This is a genomic window from Enterobacter sp. MGH 16 (assembly GCF_000493175.1).
GTDB classification, from domain to species: domain Bacteria; phylum Pseudomonadota; class Gammaproteobacteria; order Enterobacterales; family Enterobacteriaceae; genus Enterobacter; species Enterobacter roggenkampii.
Genome location: NZ_KI535695.1, coordinates 662294 through 678389 on the forward strand (window position 1 = coordinate 662294; position 16096 = coordinate 678389).

The following is a 16096-nucleotide window of genomic DNA, read 5'->3' on the forward strand; positions in this document are numbered from 1 at the left end:
ATCAGCCAAAATTAAGCATTTTCTTCTGTCGCCTGCCTCCGGGCAGGTCCAGAATAGAAGTCGGAAACCCCATATCGGGAAGACGTATTTTAAGGAATAACAATGAAAAAAATCGCCATCGCCTGTGCATTACTCACCAGTTTTGTCGCCAGCAGCGTCTGGGCTGATGCAGCCAGCGACCTTAAAAGCCGACTGGATAAAGTAAGCAGCTTCCACGCCAGCTTCACGCAGAAAGTGACGGACGGCAGCGGCAACGCGGTGCAGGAAGGTCAGGGGGACTTGTGGGTAAAACGGCCAAATCTGTTTAACTGGCACATGACCCAGCCGGATGAGAGCATCCTGGTGTCTGACGGTAAAACCTTATGGTTCTACAACCCGTTCGTTGAGCAGGCTACTGCGACCTGGCTGAAAGATGCCACCAGCAATACGCCATTTATGCTGATTGCCCGTAACCAGGCCAGCGACTGGCAGCAGTACAATATTAAACAGACGGGTGACGAGTTTGTCCTGACGCCGAAAGGCAGCAACGGCAACCTGAAGCAGTTCACCATCAATGTCAGCACCAACGGTACCATTAATCAGTTCGGCGCGGTTGAGCAGGACGATCAGCGTAGCAGCTATCAGCTCAAATCTCAGCAGAACGGCGCCGTTGATGCATCGAAGTTCACCTTTACCCCGCCGAAGGGCGTAACGGTGGACGACCAACGCAATAAGTAAGAGGCGTGAGTGGGCAATCTGTCGCTCGATTTTTCAGATAACGCGTTTCAACCTCTGGCCGCCCGTATGCGGCCAGAAAATTTAGCGCAGTACATCGGTCAGCAACACCTGCTGGCTGCCGGGAAGCCCTTGCCGCGCGCCATTGAGGCGGGGCATTTGCACTCCATGATCCTCTGGGGCCCCCCAGGCACCGGCAAGACTACGCTTGCAGAAGTGATTGCCCGTTATGCCAACGCGGACGTTGAGCGTATCTCAGCGGTGACGTCCGGCGTGAAGGAGATCCGTGAGGCTATCGAGCGTGCGCGTCAGAACCGCAACGCCGGACGCCGCACCATTCTTTTTGTCGACGAAGTCCATCGCTTCAACAAGAGCCAGCAGGATGCCTTCCTGCCGCATATTGAAGACGGCACGATCTTCTTCATTGGGGCGACCACCGAAAACCCGTCGTTTGAGCTGAACTCGGCGCTGCTTTCCCGTGCGCGCGTTTATCTGCTCAAATCGCTGACGACCGAGGATATCGAAAAGGTTCTCACTCAGGCGATGGACGACAAATCGCGCGGCTACGGCGGACAGGATATCGTTCTGCCTGACGAGACGCGTCGTGCGATTGCCGAGCTGGTTAACGGCGATGCGCGTCGGGCGCTGAACACGCTGGAAATGATGGCCGACATGGCCGAGGTCGACGATGCCGGCAAGCGGGTGCTAAAACCGGAACTGCTCACCGAAATTGCCGGGGAACGCAGCGCGCGTTTCGATAATAAAGGTGACCGTTTTTACGATTTGATTTCGGCGCTGCATAAGTCCGTGCGCGGCAGCGCGCCGGATGCGGCGCTGTACTGGTATGCGCGTATTATTACTGCGGGTGGCGATCCGCTATACGTCGCGCGCCGCTGTCTGGCGATTGCCTCAGAAGATGTCGGCAATGCCGATCCTCGCGCCATGCAGGTCGCACTGTCGGCCTGGGACTGTTTCACCCGGGTTGGACCCGCAGAAGGTGAGCGCGCCATTGCGCAGGCGATTGTCTATCTGGCCTGTGCGCCGAAAAGCAATGCGGTTTATACCGCCTTCAAGGCAGCGATGTCTGACGCACGCGAACGCCCGGACTACGATGTGCCGGTTCACCTGCGTAACGCGCCGACCAAACTGATGAAAGAGATGGGGTATGGGCAGGAATACCGCTACGCTCATGATGAACCCAATGCCTACGCTGCCGGGGAGGAATATTTCCCGCAGGAGATGGCACAAACGCGCTATTATCACCCCACAAACAGAGGTCTTGAAGGCAAGATTGGTGAAAAGCTCACCTGGCTCGCCGGACAGGATCAAAATAGCCCTATAAAACGCTACCGTTAGTTCAATCGTTGCGGTAATGTTGGCAATTGTATCCTTGTGGCCGCAGGCTGTGGTCACATTTCCTATTTTAATTCGATAAGCACAGGATAAGCATGCTCGATCCCAATCTGCTGCGTAATGAGCCAGACGCAGTCGCTGAAAAACTGGCACGCCGGGGCTTTAAGCTGGATGTAGATAAGCTGCGCGCTCTTGAAGAGCGTCGTAAAGTACTGCAGGTACAAACTGAAAATCTGCAGGCAGAGCGTAACTCTCGATCGAAATCCATCGGCCAGGCGAAAGCGCGCGGGGAAGATATTGAGCCATTACGCCTGGAAGTGAACAAGCTGGGTGAAGAACTGGATCAAGCGAAAGCTGAACTGGATGTTCTTCAGGCCGAAATTCGTGATATTGCCCTGGCTATCCCGAATATTCCTGACGACAGCGTGCCTGTCGGCAAAGATGAAAACGACAACGTTGAAGTGAAACGCTGGGGTACGCCTCGTGAGTTTGACTTTGAAGTGCGCGATCACGTGACGCTGGGCGAAATGCACGCTGGCCTGGATTTTGCGGCAGCGGTTAAGCTGACCGGCTCTCGCTTCGTGGTAATGAAAGGCCAGATTGCCCATCTGCACCGTGCGCTGGCGCAGTTCATGCTGGATCTGCACACCGAGCAGCATGGCTACAGCGAAACCTATGTGCCGTATCTGGTCAACCACGATACGCTGTACGGTACGGGCCAGCTGCCGAAATTTGCCGGCGACCTGTTCCATACCCGTCCGCTGGACGAGGAAGCAGACAGCAGCAACTACGCGCTGATCCCAACCGCGGAAGTGCCGCTGACTAACCTCGTGCGTGATGAGATCATCGACGAAGACGATCTGCCAATCAAACTAACGGCGCACTCTCCGTGCTTCCGTTCTGAAGCAGGATCTTACGGTCGCGACACGCGCGGTCTGATCCGCATGCACCAGTTCGACAAAGTTGAGATGGTGCAGATCGTCCGTCCTGAAGAATCCATGGACGCGCTGGAAGAGATGACCGGCCACGCTGAAAAAGTGCTGGAGCTGCTGGGTCTGCCATACCGTCGTATGGCGCTGTGCACCGGTGATATGGGCTTTGGTGCCTGCAAAACCTTCGATCTGGAAGTGTGGGTACCTGCGCAGAATACTTACCGTGAAATCTCCTCCTGCTCTAACGTCTGGGATTTCCAGGCGCGCCGCATGCAGGCACGTTGCCGCAGCAAATCTGATAAGAAAACCCGTCTGGTGCATACCCTGAACGGTTCTGGCCTGGCTGTGGGCCGTACCCTGGTTGCCGTGCTGGAAAACTATCAGCAGGCAGACGGTCGTATCGAGATCCCTGAAGTGCTGCGTCCATACATGAAAGGCCAGCAGTACATCGGCTAATAATTTGTCTTAAAACAAAAAAGCGCCTCAGGGCGCTTTTTTTATGCCTTTGGTTTGATACGACGCAATAACCTCTCCCTCTAAAGTAGTAATACTCCTTCGAATGAAAGCCAGCATAAAAAGCTGATAACGATAATATTCGTTATATATAAAACTACATAGCGGTTTGCGCCGCCTCTCTTTTCTTTGTGAGCAACCAAAGTGAGTCTCTATGAAAATCAACGCGCCTGAAGCATTAATGGCTGCCGAGGTCACTCGCCGTGGGTTGATGAAAACCACGGCAATAGGCGGCCTGGCTGTAGCCAGTAGTGCCTTCACGCTCCCTTTTACCCGACTGGCGTCGGCGGCAGATGCTCTGTCTCCGGCCACTTCGCCGGAAAAAGTGGTGTGGAGTGCCTGTACCGTTAACTGCGGTAGCCGTTGTCCGCTGCGTATGCATGTGGTGGATGGCGAAATTAAATATGTCGAAACCGACAATACCGGGGACGATAACTACGAAGGGTTACATCAGGTTCGTGCGTGTTTGCGTGGTCGCTCCATGCGTCGCCGCGTCTATAATCCGGACCGCCTGAAATATCCGATGAAGCGTGTCGGTAAGCGTGGGGAAGGGAAGTTCGAGCGGATTAGCTGGGATGAAGCCTACGACATCATCGCCACCAATATGCAGCGCCTTATTAAAGAGTACGGCAACGAATCCATCTACCTGAACTACGGTACCGGGACGCTCGGCGGCACGCTGACCCGTTCCTGGCCGCCGGGAAAAACGCTGGTGGCGCGCCTGATGAACTGCTGCGGCGGTTATCTCAATCACTATGGCGACTACTCCTCGGCGCAGATCGCAGCGGGACTGAACTACACCTACGGCGGCTGGGCGGACGGCAACAGCCCGTCCGATATCGAAAACAGCAAGCTGGTCGTGCTGTTCGGTAACAACCCGGGTGAAACCCGCATGAGCGGTGGTGGAGTAACCTACTACCTCGAACAGGCTCGCGCCAAATCCAATGCCCGCATGATCATCATCGATCCGCGCTATACCGACACCGGTGCCGGACGTGAAGACGAGTGGATCCCAATACGTCCGGGTACCGATGCGGCCCTGGTCTCAGCGCTGGCGTGGGTGATGATCACCGAGAACCTCGTCGATCAGCCTTTCCTGGATAAATACTGCGTCGGCTATGACGAGAAAACCCTGCCCGCCAGCGCACCGGCAAACGGACATTACAAAGCTTACATTCTCGGTCAGGGTAGCGATGGCGTGGCAAAAACGCCGGAGTGGGCGTCCACCATCACCGGCATCCCGGCAGAGCGTATCGTTCAGCTGGCGCGTGAGATTGGCTCAGCCAAACCAGCCTACATTAGCCAGGGCTGGGGTCCGCAGCGTCATGCGAACGGTGAAATTGCGACCCGTGCCATTTCCATGCTCTCCATTCTGACCGGCAACGTCGGCATTCACGGCGGTAACACCGGCGCGCGTGAAGGCTCATATGAAGTGCCGTTTGAACGTATGCCAACGCTGGATAACCCCGTTCAGACCAGCATATCCATGTTTATGTGGACCGATGCGATTGAACGTGGCCCGGAAATGACCGCCCTGCGCGACGGCGTGCGCGGTAAGGACAAGCTGGACGTGCCGATCAAGATGATCTGGAACTACGCCGGCAACTGTCTCATCAACCAGCACTCTGAAATCAACCGCACCCATGAAATCCTGCAGGACGACAAGAAGTGCGAGATGATTGTGGTGATCGACTGCCACATGACCTCCTCGGCAAAATATGCCGATATCCTGCTGCCGGACTGCACCGCCTCTGAGCAGATGGATTTCGCGCTGGACGCCTCCTGCGGCAACATGTCCTACGTGATCTTTACCGACCAGGCGATTAAACCGCGCTTCGAGTGCAAAACCATTTATGAAATGACCTCTGAGCTGGCGAAACGTCTTGGCGTTGAGCAGCAGTTCACCGAGGGGCGTACTCAGGAAGGGTGGATGCGCCATCTGCATGAACTCTCCCGTAAGGCAATTCCTGACCTCCCTGACTTTGATACCTTCCGCAAGCAGGGGATGTACAAACAGCGCGATCCGGAAGGACACCACGTGGCGTACAAAGCGTTCCGTGAAGATCCGCAGGCGAACCCGCTGACCACGCCGTCGGGCAAAATCGAAATCTATTCCGAAGAGCTGGCAAAAATCGCCTACACCTGGGAGCTGCCGGAAGGGGATGTTATCGATCCGCTGCCGATCTACACGCCGGGCTTTGAAAACTATAACGATCCGCTGACGGCGAAATTCCCGCTGCAATTGACCGGTTTCCACTACAAAGCGCGTGTTCACTCCACCTACGGTAACGTCGACGTGCTGAAAGCCGCCTGCCGCCAGGAGATGTGGATCAACCCGATGGACGCGAAAGCGCGCGGCATCAGCAATGGCGATCGCGTGCGCATCTTCAACGGTCGCGGCGAGGTGCATATTGAAGCCAAAGTCACCCCGCGCATGATGCCCGGCGTGGTGGCGTTAGGGGAAGGGGCCTGGTACAGCCCGGATGCCAACCGCATCGACCAGGCAGGCAGTATTAACGTACTGACCACACAGCGTCCGTCGCCGCTGGCGAAGGGTAACCCATCCCACACTAACCTTGTCCAGGTTGAAAAGGTTTAAGGAGTAACCGATGACAACTCAGTATGGATTTTTTATTGATTCCAGCCGTTGTACCGGGTGCAAAACCTGCGAGCTGGCCTGCAAAGATTACAAAGACCTGACGCCGGACGTGAGCTTCCGTCGCATCTACGAATACGCCGGGGGCGACTGGCAGGAAGATAACGGCGTCTGGCATCAGAACGTCTTTGCGTATTATCTGTCAATTGCCTGTAACCACTGTGAAGATCCCGCCTGTACAAAAGTCTGCCCGAGCGGGGCGATGCACAAGCGAGAAGACGGTTTTGTGGTGGTGGATGAAGATGTCTGCATTGGCTGTCGCTACTGCCATATGGCCTGTCCGTACGGCGCGCCGCAGTACAACGCCGCTAAAGGCCACATGACCAAATGCGACGGCTGCCACACCCGCGTAGCGGATGGCAAAAAGCCGATTTGCGTCGAGTCCTGTCCGCTGCGCGCGCTGGACTTCGGCCCGATTGAAGAGCTGCGTCAGAAACACGGTCAGCTCGCCGCCGTGGCACCGCTGCCGTCTGCGCACTTCACGAAGCCGAGTATTGTGATTAAACCTAACGCCAACAGCCGTCCTACAGGTGACACCACCGGCTACCTGGCAAACCCGAAGGAGGTGTGAGATGGGAAGTGGATGGCATGAATGGCCGCTGATGATCTTCACGGTCTTTGGTCAGTGCGTAGCGGGCGGCTTCATTGTGCTCGCGCTGGCGTTGTTGAAAGGTCGTCTCAATGCTGAACAGCAGCAGCGCCTGGTGTTGAGTATGTTTGGCCTGTGGGTACTGATGGGGATCGGCTTTATCGCCTCAACGCTGCACCTGGGCTCGCCGATGCGCGCGTTTAACTCTCTGAACCGCGTGGGGGCCTCATCCCTCAGTAACGAGATTGCCAGTGGCGCAATTTTCTTTGCCGTCGGTGGGCTGGGCTGGCTGCTGGCCGCTATGAAGAAGTTGCCTGCGGGTCTGCGCAGCCTGTGGCTGATTGTGACCATGGTGCTGGGCGTGGTGTTCGTGTGGATGATGATACGTGTCTATAACACCATCGATACCGTCCCCACCTGGTACAGCGTCTGGACGCCAATGAGCTTCTTCCTGACGATGTTTATTGGCGGGCCGCTGCTGGGCTACCTGCTGCTGCGCGTGGCGGGTGTCGACGGATGGGCAATGCGTCTGCTGCCCGCTGTTTCGCTGCTGGCGCTGGTAGTGAGTGCGATAGTCGCCCTGATGCAGGGTTCTGAACTGGCAACCATTCACAGCTCTATTCAGCAGGCCTCTGCCCTGGTGCCGGACTACGGTGCGCTGATGGCCTGGCGTATCGTTCTGCTGGTCGCCGCGCTGGTATTCTGGATTGCCCCTCAGCTCAAAGGTTATCAGCCGGCGCTGCCGCTGCTGTCACTGGCTTTTGTGCTGGTACTGGCGGGTGAACTGATTGGTCGCGGCGTGTTCTACGGGTTGCATATGACCGTTGGTATGGCTGTCGCCAGTTAACGGTGTATTTGGTTATATCAAGCCGGGCCAGAGTGCCCGGCTTTTTCTTTTTTCGATCATGAAATTTTTCGACTGTCGTTTTGTTTTAATTTTGCCCATTAATAAATGAAAACAGAGACATAATTAATATCTATAGCAGGCGTGGCATTAGCAGGATAAGTTTTTTAAATCGACAGGGAACATATTGTGCGAGGCGGCTAAATCAGTGGATTGACTTTGTTTTTGCCAGTGGCATGATGCGCACGAAATCTGAACTTCCTCGCGGTTTTTAATCCATGACCACCTATACCCGGCCAGTGCTGCTGTTGCTCTGTGGCCTGCTTTTGTTGACCCTGGCGATCGCAGTGTTAAATACGCTCGTCCCGCTGTGGCTCGCCCATGAAAACTTACCGACCTGGCAGGTGGGTATGGTCAGCTCATCCTTTTTTACCGGGAACCTGCTGGGTACGCTGGTGACCGGGAGCCTGATCAAGCGCTTTGGCTTTAACCGCAGCTATTATCTGGCCTCGCTGATTTTCGCCGCCGGATGTGCGGGGCTGGGCCTGATGGTCGGCTTCTGGAGCTGGATGGCATGGCGCTTTATCGCCGGTGTAGGCTGCGCGATGATTTGGGTGGTCGTTGAAAGTGCGCTGATGTGCAGCGGCACCTCCCGCAACCGCGGACGCCTGCTGGCTGCCTACATGATGGTTTACTATGTCGGCACCGTGCTGGGACAACTGATGGTGAGCAAGCTGCCAACCGACCTGATGAGCGTTCTGCCGTGGGTAACGGGCATGGTGCTGGCCGCAATCCTGCCGCTGCTCTTTACCCGCATTGTGAACCATAGCAGTGAACACCAGGAAGCAACCCACGTCTGGCCCATGCTGAGACTGCGTCAGGCGCGTCTGGGCGTTAACGGCTGCATTATCTCGGGGATTGTACTGGGCTCGCTCTATGGCCTGATGCCGCTTTATCTGACCCATCAGGGCGTCAGCGACTCCGGAATTGGCTTCTGGATGGCGGTGATGGTGAGTGCGGGTATTGTTGGACAATGGCCAATTGGCCGTCTGGCTGATCGCTTTGGCCGTCTGCTGGTGCTGCGCGTTCAGGTCTTCGTGGTGATCATGGGTTGCCTCGCCATGCTCAGCAATGCCGCGATGGCACCCGCGCTGTTTATTCTTGGAGCGGCAGGTTTCACGCTTTATCCGGTTGCGATGGCGTGGGCCTGTGAGAAAGTTGAACATCACCAGCTCGTGGCAATGAACCAGGCGCTATTACTGAGCTATACCATCGGCAGCTTATTAGGGCCGACGTTTACCGCGATGCTGATGCAAAATTATTCCGACAATTTACTGTTTATCATGATCGCCAGCGTGTCGTTTATTTATCTCTTAATGCTGCTGCGTAAAGCGGGCGAACATCCAACGCCTGTGGCACACGCCTGATTAAATAAAAGCCTGTCATCGACAGGCTTTTTTGTCCCTGTCACATATAAGACTTTTACGTATTGTTTGTTTTTCCCGCCTGGCGATAATTCAAATGAGTTCTACCACTAAAAGGCAACAATCATGTCTATACGTCGTTTTTCCACTACCGCACTTGCCGTAGTGTTGTCTTTAACGTTTGCAACGGCTCCGGTCATGGCTAATCCTGGCAACGGGAACGGCGGTGGTCACGGAAACGGTGGCGGACAAGGTAATGGCGGCAATCATGGTAACGGGAATTCTGGTAACTCCGGTAACCATAGTAATAAGCAAAATAGCGGACAGGATAACCCTGGAAAATCGGATAAGAACTTCAAAAACAGCAAAGATGTCGGTAATGACGTTGATGCTCGCGTGAGCTTCGATCATGTCCGTCATCTGGCCGTGAATTACGGCTTAACGGGCTATAAGTCTCTGCCCCCGGGGATCGCAAAAAACCTGGCGCGCGGCAAACCACTGCCTCCGGGTATTGCGAAGAAGGCCGTTCCGGCCTCAATGCTGGACCAGCTTCCTTCCTATCCCGGCTACGAATGGCGCGTAGTGGGGGACGACCTGGTCTTAATTGCGCTGAGTACTGCGATTGTGACTTCCGTTATTAACGGCGTCTTTAAATAGAATAAAAAAGGCCCGGTTCTCACCGGGCCTTTTCTTTAATACATCACTTTGTGACCGTACTGTTCAAGAATACCTTTGACGCGTTCCATCGTCTCTTTTTTCGGCGGCTTCACGCCATCAAGCTTGTACTCTTCACCCATGGCCACCCATTTATGTTTACCCAGCTCATGATAGGGCAGAAGCTCGATTTTCTCGACGTTGCCCATGTCGCGGGTAAATTCTCCCAGGCGGTGCGCGGAGTCGTCGTCATCTGACCAGCCAGGAACAACCACGTAGCGGATCCAGGTTTTGATGCCCTTGTCGGCAATATATTTGGCAAACTCCAGCGTGCGGTGGTTGGAGACGCCCACCAGATTCTGGTGGATCTCATCATTCATCTGTTTGAGATCGAGCATCACCAGATCGGTCACTTCAAGCAGTTCATCAATCACCGGATCGTAGCGACGTACAAAGCCGTTGGTGTCGAGGCAGGTATGAATACCTTCTTTATGACAGGCGCGGAACCAGTCGCGGACAAACTCAGCCTGAAGAATGGCTTCACCGCCGGACGCGGTCACACCGCCGCCGGAGGCGTTCATAAAGTGGCGATAGGTCACCACCTCTTTCATCAGATCGTCGACGGTGACTTCTTTACCGCCGTGCGTGTCCCAGGTGTCGCGGTTATGGCAGTACAGGCAGCGCATCAGGCAGCCCTGGAAAAAGGTGATAAAGCGGATACCCGGGCCATCGACGGTGCCACAGGATTCAAAGGAGTGAATACGACCAATAGTTGACATTGCGGTGATATCTCCATCATCGGCCCGTCCGGGGCCTGTGTATGCACAGCTCAAAGCCGGCTGTGTTAAGTCTGTTTTGGCTGTTATCCATTCAGTATAGATAGCGGACAAAAGAGACTGAGGTGGAGAGGGTGCTAAAAAGGCCCCACTGACGTGGAGCCTTTATTGTACGCTTGTTAACGCGTGATTTCAGTCAATTCCACTTACATGGACTGAGTGAAAGTACGGGTGATAACGTCCTGCTGCTGTTCTTTAGTCAGGGAGTTAAAACGTACTGCGTAGCCAGATACGCGGATGGTCAGCTGAGGATATTTCTCAGGATGTTCCATCGCGTCGAGCAGCATTTCACGGTTCATGACGTTCACGTTCAGGTGCTGACCACCTTCGATGGACGCTTCGTGGTGGAAGTAACCATCCATCAGACCCGCGAGGTTAGTTTTACGCACTTCGTCGTCTTTACCCAGCGCATTTGGCACGATAGAGAAGGTATAAGAGATACCATCTTTCGCGTAAGCAAACGGCAGTTTAGCGACAGAAGTCAGAGAGGCAACCGCACCTTTCTGGTCACGACCGTGCATTGGGTTTGCACCTGGGCCGAATGGCGCGCCAGCACGACGACCGTCTGGGGTGTTACCGGTTTTCTTACCATACACAACGTTAGAGGTGATGGTCAGAACAGACTGAGTCGGGATAGCGTTACGGTAGGTAGTCAGTTTCTGAATTTTCTTCATGAAACGTTCTACCAGGTCAACCGCCATGTCATCAACGCGAGAATCGTTGTTACCAAACTGCGGATATTCGCCTTCGATTTCGAAGTCGATAGCCAGACCGTCTTCGTCACGAATTGGTTTAACTTTCGCATATTTGATTGCAGACAGGGAGTCAGCAGCAACGGACAGACCTGCGATACCACATGCCATGGTGCGGATAACGTCACGGTCGTGCAGCGCCATCAGAGAAGCTTCGTAGCTGTACTTGTCGTGCATGTAGTGGATAACGTTCAGCGCAGTGACGTACTGTTTCGCCAGCCAGTCCATGAAGTGGTCCATGCGTTCCATGACTTCGTCATAGTTCAGCACATCGCCTTTGATCGGCTCAGACTTAGGACCAACCTGCATTTTCAGTTTTTCATCAACGCCGCCGTTGATTGCGTACAGCATAGTTTTCGCCAGGTTTGCACGCGCACCGAAGAACTGCATTTGCTTACCAACAACCATTGGGCTTACGCAGCAAGCGATAGCGTAATCGTCGTTGTTGAAGTCCGGACGCATCAGGTCATCGTTCTCGTACTGCAGAGAAGAGGTGTCGATGGACACTTTAGCGGCGAATTTCTTGAAGTTCAGAGGCAGTTTTTCAGACCACAGAACGGTGATGTTCGGCTCCGGAGAAGGACCCATGGTGTACAGGGTGTTCAGGAAGCGGAAGCTGTTTTTGGTCACCAGAGTACGGCCGTCAACGCCCATACCGCCGATGGATTCAGTTGCCCAGATTGGGTCACCGGAGAACAGCTCATCGTATTCAGGGGTACGCAGGAAGCGAACCATACGCAGTTTCATGACCAGGTGGTCAATCATTTCCTGAGCGTCTTGCTCGGTGATTTTGCCTGCTTTCAGGTCACGTTCGATATAGGCATCCAGGAAGGTGGATACACGACCGAAGGACATTGCTGCGCCGTTCTGAGATTTAACTGCGGCCAGGTAGCCGAAGTAGGTCCACTGGATAGCTTCCTGAGCGTTGGTAGCAGGACCAGAGATATCGCAGCCGTATTTAGCAGCCATCTCTTTGATCTGACCCAGCGCGCGGTGCTGTTCAGCGATTTCTTCACGCAGACGGATAGTCGCTTCCAGGTTTACGCCGTTTTCCAGATCGGACTGCAGGGAAACAAACTGCGCGTACTTGTCTTTCATCAGGAAGTCGATACCGTACAGCGCAACGCGACGGTAGTCACCGATGATACGGCCACGGCCATATGCATCTGGCAGACCAGTCAGAACGCCAGATTTACGGCAGTTCAGAATGTCTTTGGTGTAAACATCGAATACGCCCTGGTTGTGGGTTTTGCGGTATTCGGTGAAGATTTTTTTCAGCATTGGGTCCAGCTCGCGGTTATACGCTTTGCAGGAACCTTCAACCATTTTAATACCACCGAACGGGATGATTGCGCGTTTCAGTGGTGCTTCAGTCTGCAGACCAACGATTTTCTCAAGGGCTTTGTTGATATAGCCAGCATCGTGAGAAGTGATGGTGGAAGCAACGGAGGTGTCAAAATCAACTGGCGCGTGAGTGCGGTTTTCCAGTTTAACGCCTTCCATTACGCTGTCCCACAGCTTGGTGGTCGCGTCAGTTGCGCCAGCCAGGAAGGATTCGTCACCTTCATACGGGGTATAGTTTTTCTGAATGAAGTCACGTACGTTTACTTCATTCTGCCAGTCACCTTTCGCAAAACCTTCCCAGGCTGTGGCTAACTTTTCATTAAGCTCGGACATGTAACACCTACCTTCTTAAGTGGATTTTTTATTTACTGCCTGAGAAAACCATCAATGATGATCGTCGCCACGCAGGTAAATGACCCAGTATGTCAACCCAACTAACAGACCCCCACCGATAATGTTCCCGATAGTGACAGGGATCAGGTTATCAGTAATGAAATTCATAATAGTCAGGTGAGAGAAACTTTCCGGGGATGAACCAACTGCGGTCCAGAACTCCGGGCTCGCAAAGTCGCGGATAACAATGCCCATTGGGATCATGAACATATTCGCGATACTGTGCTCAAAGCCGCTGGCAACGAACATCGCAACCGGCAGAACCATAATTAAGGCTTTGTCCATCAGGCTACGACCCGAGTAGCTCATCCATACAGCCAGGCAGACCATCAGGTTCGCGAGGATGCCGAGAGCAACGGCTTCGATAAATGTGTGGTGCATTTTGTGGTCGGCAGTTTGCAGGACGTTAAGGCCCCAACCACCGTTGGCGGTCATGTACTCGCCAGAAAGCCACATCAACAAAACAAAGAGCAGACAGCCAACCAGGTTACCCACGTAAACATTAAGCCAGTTACGTGCCAGCTGACCCCAGGTAATTCTTCCGCTCGCCTTTGCCACGACAATCAGCACCGTTGAGGTGAAGAGGTCGGCGCCGCAAATAACGCAAAGAATCAGACCCAGTGAGAAACAAATGCCGCCAATCAGTTTGGCCATGCCGAAAGGCATTCCGGCAGTACCGGTAGTGGCGGTGATGTAGAAGACGAAAGCGATAGAGATGAACACACCAGCCGTGATCGCCAGATAGAACGTCTTCATCGGGTGTTTCGTTGCTTTATAGACACCTGCTTCTTCGGCAACTTTGGCCATCGCAGCAGGGAGTAAAAGATCAAAAGGGTTGTCAGCTTTCACACTAACTCTCTCTTTATTAAGTCGGCGACGAGATACTAACAAAGCATTATAGAAGAGAAATTGATATAGATCATATCTCGCCTGGCTTATAGGCCCGCAATGTGTATGGATTTACAGCAAATGCGGAGTAAGTATTTGATTATCCGTATAAAAATAAATTTTAAAAGTTATGAAAAGAGTTGAATTTTTTCGTTCGGCCACCTCTTTATCAGTTAATTAATATGGAGTATTAACCATAAAAAGTAACAGTAAAGCCCAGATCAATATTATTATATTTACCCGTGTTTAACTTTATTATTACAATCAACAATCATTGCCGAAGGAAATAAAAAAAGGGGCAATGAAATTGCCCCGTAATATAGCCCAGACGATTGAATACGCCTACTGCTGGTAATGTTATGTGCGCTTATTTTGACCAGTAAGCGGCTTTTGCTTTCTGCAGCTTTTCGTAGGCCTTCAGCAGCGACTGATGCGCCGGGAAGGCTTTCAGATCGCTATCAACAGCCTGCAGGCCATAGAACGGCGCTTCGCCGCTCAGGGCTGCGCTGGCTGCTTCAACGGCCTCAGCGCCGTACATACGCACGAAAGCATTCAGATATTGCAGCGGTTCGCGATCCTCTTCCTGTGCAAGCAGCAGCAGGGTTTGCAGGCAGCGGTAATAGTTGGTGCGCTCGGCAGAGAAGACCGACTGGTTGAACTCCATGGTCCACTCGGTCCAGGCCAGGGCCTGATCCAGATCGCCGCCCGCCAGGGCCAGCATCGCTTTCAACTCACCGATGCGCAGGGTGTACCAGCCGTTGTCTTTACCGGTCGCCAGGCCCAGGAGTTCGCGTACGCGGGTGAAATCATCATGGCCTTCTTCGTCCAGCTGGGCGATCAGGTTCAGATAATCCTCTTTCTCCCATTCGCTGCCCGGCAGAGCCAGCAGCGTTTCACGCAGATGCGCGCCCATGCTGTTGTTCGCCAGCCACAGATCTTCCGCCGGATAGATATCAGACATGCCAGGCACGATGATGCGGCACGCGTAAACGCCCAGGTGCTCGTAATCGGCAATGTACACTTCCTGGTCTTCCGCGTTGAAGATCGCCATCAGCGTCGCGAACTCTTCTTCCGTGGTACCGGCAAAGCTCCAGTCCACGAACGGATAGTCCGCGTCCTGCTTGAACATATCCCAGGAAATTAAGCCGCTGGAATCGATGAAGTGGGTTTCGAGGTTGGTATGCTCGGCCACTTCTTCATCGTCAAACGTTGGCGGCGTAAACACGTCGAGATCTTTCAGGCTACGGCCCTGAAGCAGCTCGGTAACGGTACGCTCCAGCGCCACGCCGAAGTCCGGGTGCGCGCCGAAGGAGGCGAAGCAGGTGCCGTTGGTCGGGTTAAACAGCACGACGCAGATCACTGGATACTTGCCGCCCAGCGAGCCGTCATACGCAAAGATTGGGAAACCTTCTGCTTCCAGCTTGGCGATGGATTCCACCACGCCCGGGTAGCGTGCCAGCACCTCTGCCGGAATTTCAGGCAGGCTGATGGATTCGGCAATAATGCGGTTTTTGATATGACGCTCGAAGACTTCAGACAGCCCCTGCACGCGCGCTTCATTGCGGGTGTTACCGGCGGACATGCCGTTAGACACATACAGGTTGCCGACGATGTTCATCGGAATATAGACGGTCTGCTCGTCAGACTGACGGGTAAACGGCAGGGCGCAAATACCGCGATCGTCGTTACCGGACTGCAGATCGATCAGCATGCTGGCGGTCAGTTCGTTTTCCGGATCGTAGAAGGCACGCAGGCGCGCGTCGAGAATTCCTTCTGGCAGTTCATCGTCTTCGGTCAGCGGGAACCATTTTTCGTTCGGATAGTGAACGAACGGGCCGTTGGCGATGGTTTCGCCCAGCCAGAAGTCAGCAAAGAAATAGTTGGTGGACAGACGCTCAAAATACTCACCCAGCGCGGAGGCCAGTGCCGCTTTTTTTGTCGCGCCTTTACCGTTGGTAAAGCACAGGGCACAGTCTTTATCGCGAATATGCACAGACCAGACATGAGGCACCGGATTGAGCCAGGAGGCTTCTTCGATGTTAAAACCCAGGTCGGTCAGTTTCTGCTGGAAGCGAGCGATGGAATCTTCCAGAGCGGCGTCTTTGCCGGGGATAAACGTTTGAGTCATGGCGTTCACTTTTATCGTACGTAAAGCGCGCAATGATACGGGTTTTGCGTGACGGGTGCTATCTCCGGCGAAAATA

At 53.9% G+C, this 16096-nt stretch carries 12 protein-coding genes; 8 read left to right on the forward strand and 4 right to left on the reverse strand.

Going from position 1 to position 16096, the window contains the following annotated elements; translation table 11 throughout:
* The first annotated feature begins 102 nt into the window (after positions 1–102).
* The 8 genes from lolA to L362_RS19545 all read left to right on the forward strand — a co-directional run bounded on the left by lolA (position 103) and on the right by L362_RS19545 (position 9682).
* The gene (gene lolA, locus L362_RS19580) at positions 103–717 is read left to right on the forward strand and encodes an outer membrane lipoprotein periplasmic chaperone LolA (protein WP_021240884.1); all 615 of its coding nucleotides are present in this window, start codon (positions 103–105) and stop codon (positions 715–717) included.
* 9 nt (positions 718–726) lie between these two features.
* A complete protein-coding gene (gene rarA, locus L362_RS19575; RefSeq protein WP_008499984.1) occupies positions 727–2070 on the forward strand; it encodes a replication-associated recombination protein RarA in 1344 nt (447 codons plus the stop codon).
* Positions 2071–2162: 92 nt separating this feature from the next.
* Positions 2163–3455, forward strand: a complete 1293-nt coding sequence (gene serS, locus L362_RS19570) for a serine--tRNA ligase (protein WP_008499983.1) — start codon at positions 2163–2165, stop codon at positions 3453–3455.
* Positions 3456–3666: 211 nt separating this feature from the next.
* A complete protein-coding gene (gene dmsA, locus L362_RS19565) occupies positions 3667–6111 on the forward strand; it encodes a dimethylsulfoxide reductase subunit A (protein WP_023343679.1) in 2445 nt (814 codons plus the stop codon).
* Between the two features lie 10 nt (positions 6112–6121).
* Positions 6122–6739 (forward strand): DMSO/selenate family reductase complex B subunit, encoded by a 618-nt coding sequence (locus L362_RS19560; protein WP_021240882.1) that lies wholly within the window; start codon positions 6122–6124, stop codon positions 6737–6739.
* Between the two features lies 1 nt (position 6740).
* Complete coding sequence (locus L362_RS19555; RefSeq protein WP_021240881.1) at positions 6741–7604, forward strand: dimethyl sulfoxide reductase anchor subunit family protein; 864 nt, start codon at positions 6741–6743, stop codon at positions 7602–7604.
* Between the two features lie 275 nt (positions 7605–7879).
* Complete coding sequence (locus L362_RS19550; protein WP_023343680.1) at positions 7880–9028, forward strand: MFS transporter; 1149 nt, start codon at positions 7880–7882, stop codon at positions 9026–9028.
* Positions 9029–9151: 123 nt separating this feature from the next.
* Positions 9152–9682 (forward strand): anti-virulence regulator CigR family protein, encoded by a 531-nt coding sequence (locus tag L362_RS19545; protein WP_023343681.1) that lies wholly within the window; start codon positions 9152–9154, stop codon positions 9680–9682.
* A gap of 35 nt (positions 9683–9717) precedes the next feature.
* On the opposite strand, the gene pflA is transcribed toward L362_RS19545, so the two are convergent.
* The 4 genes from pflA to ycaO form a co-directional block, all read right to left on the reverse strand.
* Complete coding sequence (gene pflA / locus L362_RS19540; protein WP_008499976.1) at positions 9718–10458, reverse strand: pyruvate formate lyase 1-activating protein; 741 nt, start codon at positions 10456–10458, stop codon at positions 9718–9720.
* 203 nt (positions 10459–10661) lie between these two features.
* Positions 10662–12944, reverse strand: a complete 2283-nt coding sequence (gene pflB / locus L362_RS19535) for a formate C-acetyltransferase (protein ID WP_008499975.1) — start codon at positions 12942–12944, stop codon at positions 10662–10664.
* Positions 12945–12995: 51 nt separating this feature from the next.
* Positions 12996–13853, reverse strand: coding sequence for a formate transporter FocA (gene focA, locus L362_RS24540; protein WP_008499974.1), 858 nt, complete (start codon positions 13851–13853; stop codon positions 12996–12998).
* A 406-nt stretch (positions 13854–14259) separates the two neighbouring features.
* The gene (gene ycaO, locus L362_RS19525; RefSeq protein WP_023292885.1) at positions 14260–16020 is read right to left on the reverse strand and encodes a 30S ribosomal protein S12 methylthiotransferase accessory factor YcaO; all 1761 of its coding nucleotides are present in this window, start codon (positions 16018–16020) and stop codon (positions 14260–14262) included.
* Between the last annotated feature and the right edge of the window lie 76 nt (positions 16021–16096).

Excerpts from the sequence above, each read along its gene's own strand:
- lolA (WP_021240884.1), top strand. The coding sequence starts at position 103 with ATGAAAAAAATCGCCATCGCCTGTGCATTACTCACCAGTTTTGTCGCC.
- serS (WP_008499983.1), top strand. The coding sequence starts at position 2,163 with ATGCTCGATCCCAATCTGCTGCGTAATGAGCCAGACGCAGTCGCTGAA.
- dmsA (WP_023343679.1), top strand. The coding sequence starts at position 3,667 with ATGAAAATCAACGCGCCTGAAGCATTAATGGCTGCCGAGGTCACTCGC.
- L362_RS19560 (WP_021240882.1), top strand. The coding sequence starts at position 6,122 with ATGACAACTCAGTATGGATTTTTTATTGATTCCAGCCGTTGTACCGGG.
- L362_RS19555 (WP_021240881.1), top strand. The coding sequence starts at position 6,741 with ATGGGAAGTGGATGGCATGAATGGCCGCTGATGATCTTCACGGTCTTT.
- L362_RS19550 (WP_023343680.1), top strand. The coding sequence starts at position 7,880 with ATGACCACCTATACCCGGCCAGTGCTGCTGTTGCTCTGTGGCCTGCTT.
- L362_RS19545 (WP_023343681.1), top strand. The coding sequence starts at position 9,152 with ATGTCTATACGTCGTTTTTCCACTACCGCACTTGCCGTAGTGTTGTCT.
- pflA (WP_008499976.1), bottom strand. The coding sequence starts at position 10,458 with ATGTCAACTATTGGTCGTATTCACTCCTTTGAATCCTGTGGCACCGTC.
- pflB (WP_008499975.1), bottom strand. The coding sequence starts at position 12,944 with ATGTCCGAGCTTAATGAAAAGTTAGCCACAGCCTGGGAAGGTTTTGCG.
- ycaO (WP_023292885.1), bottom strand. The coding sequence starts at position 16,020 with ATGACTCAAACGTTTATCCCCGGCAAAGACGCCGCTCTGGAAGATTCC.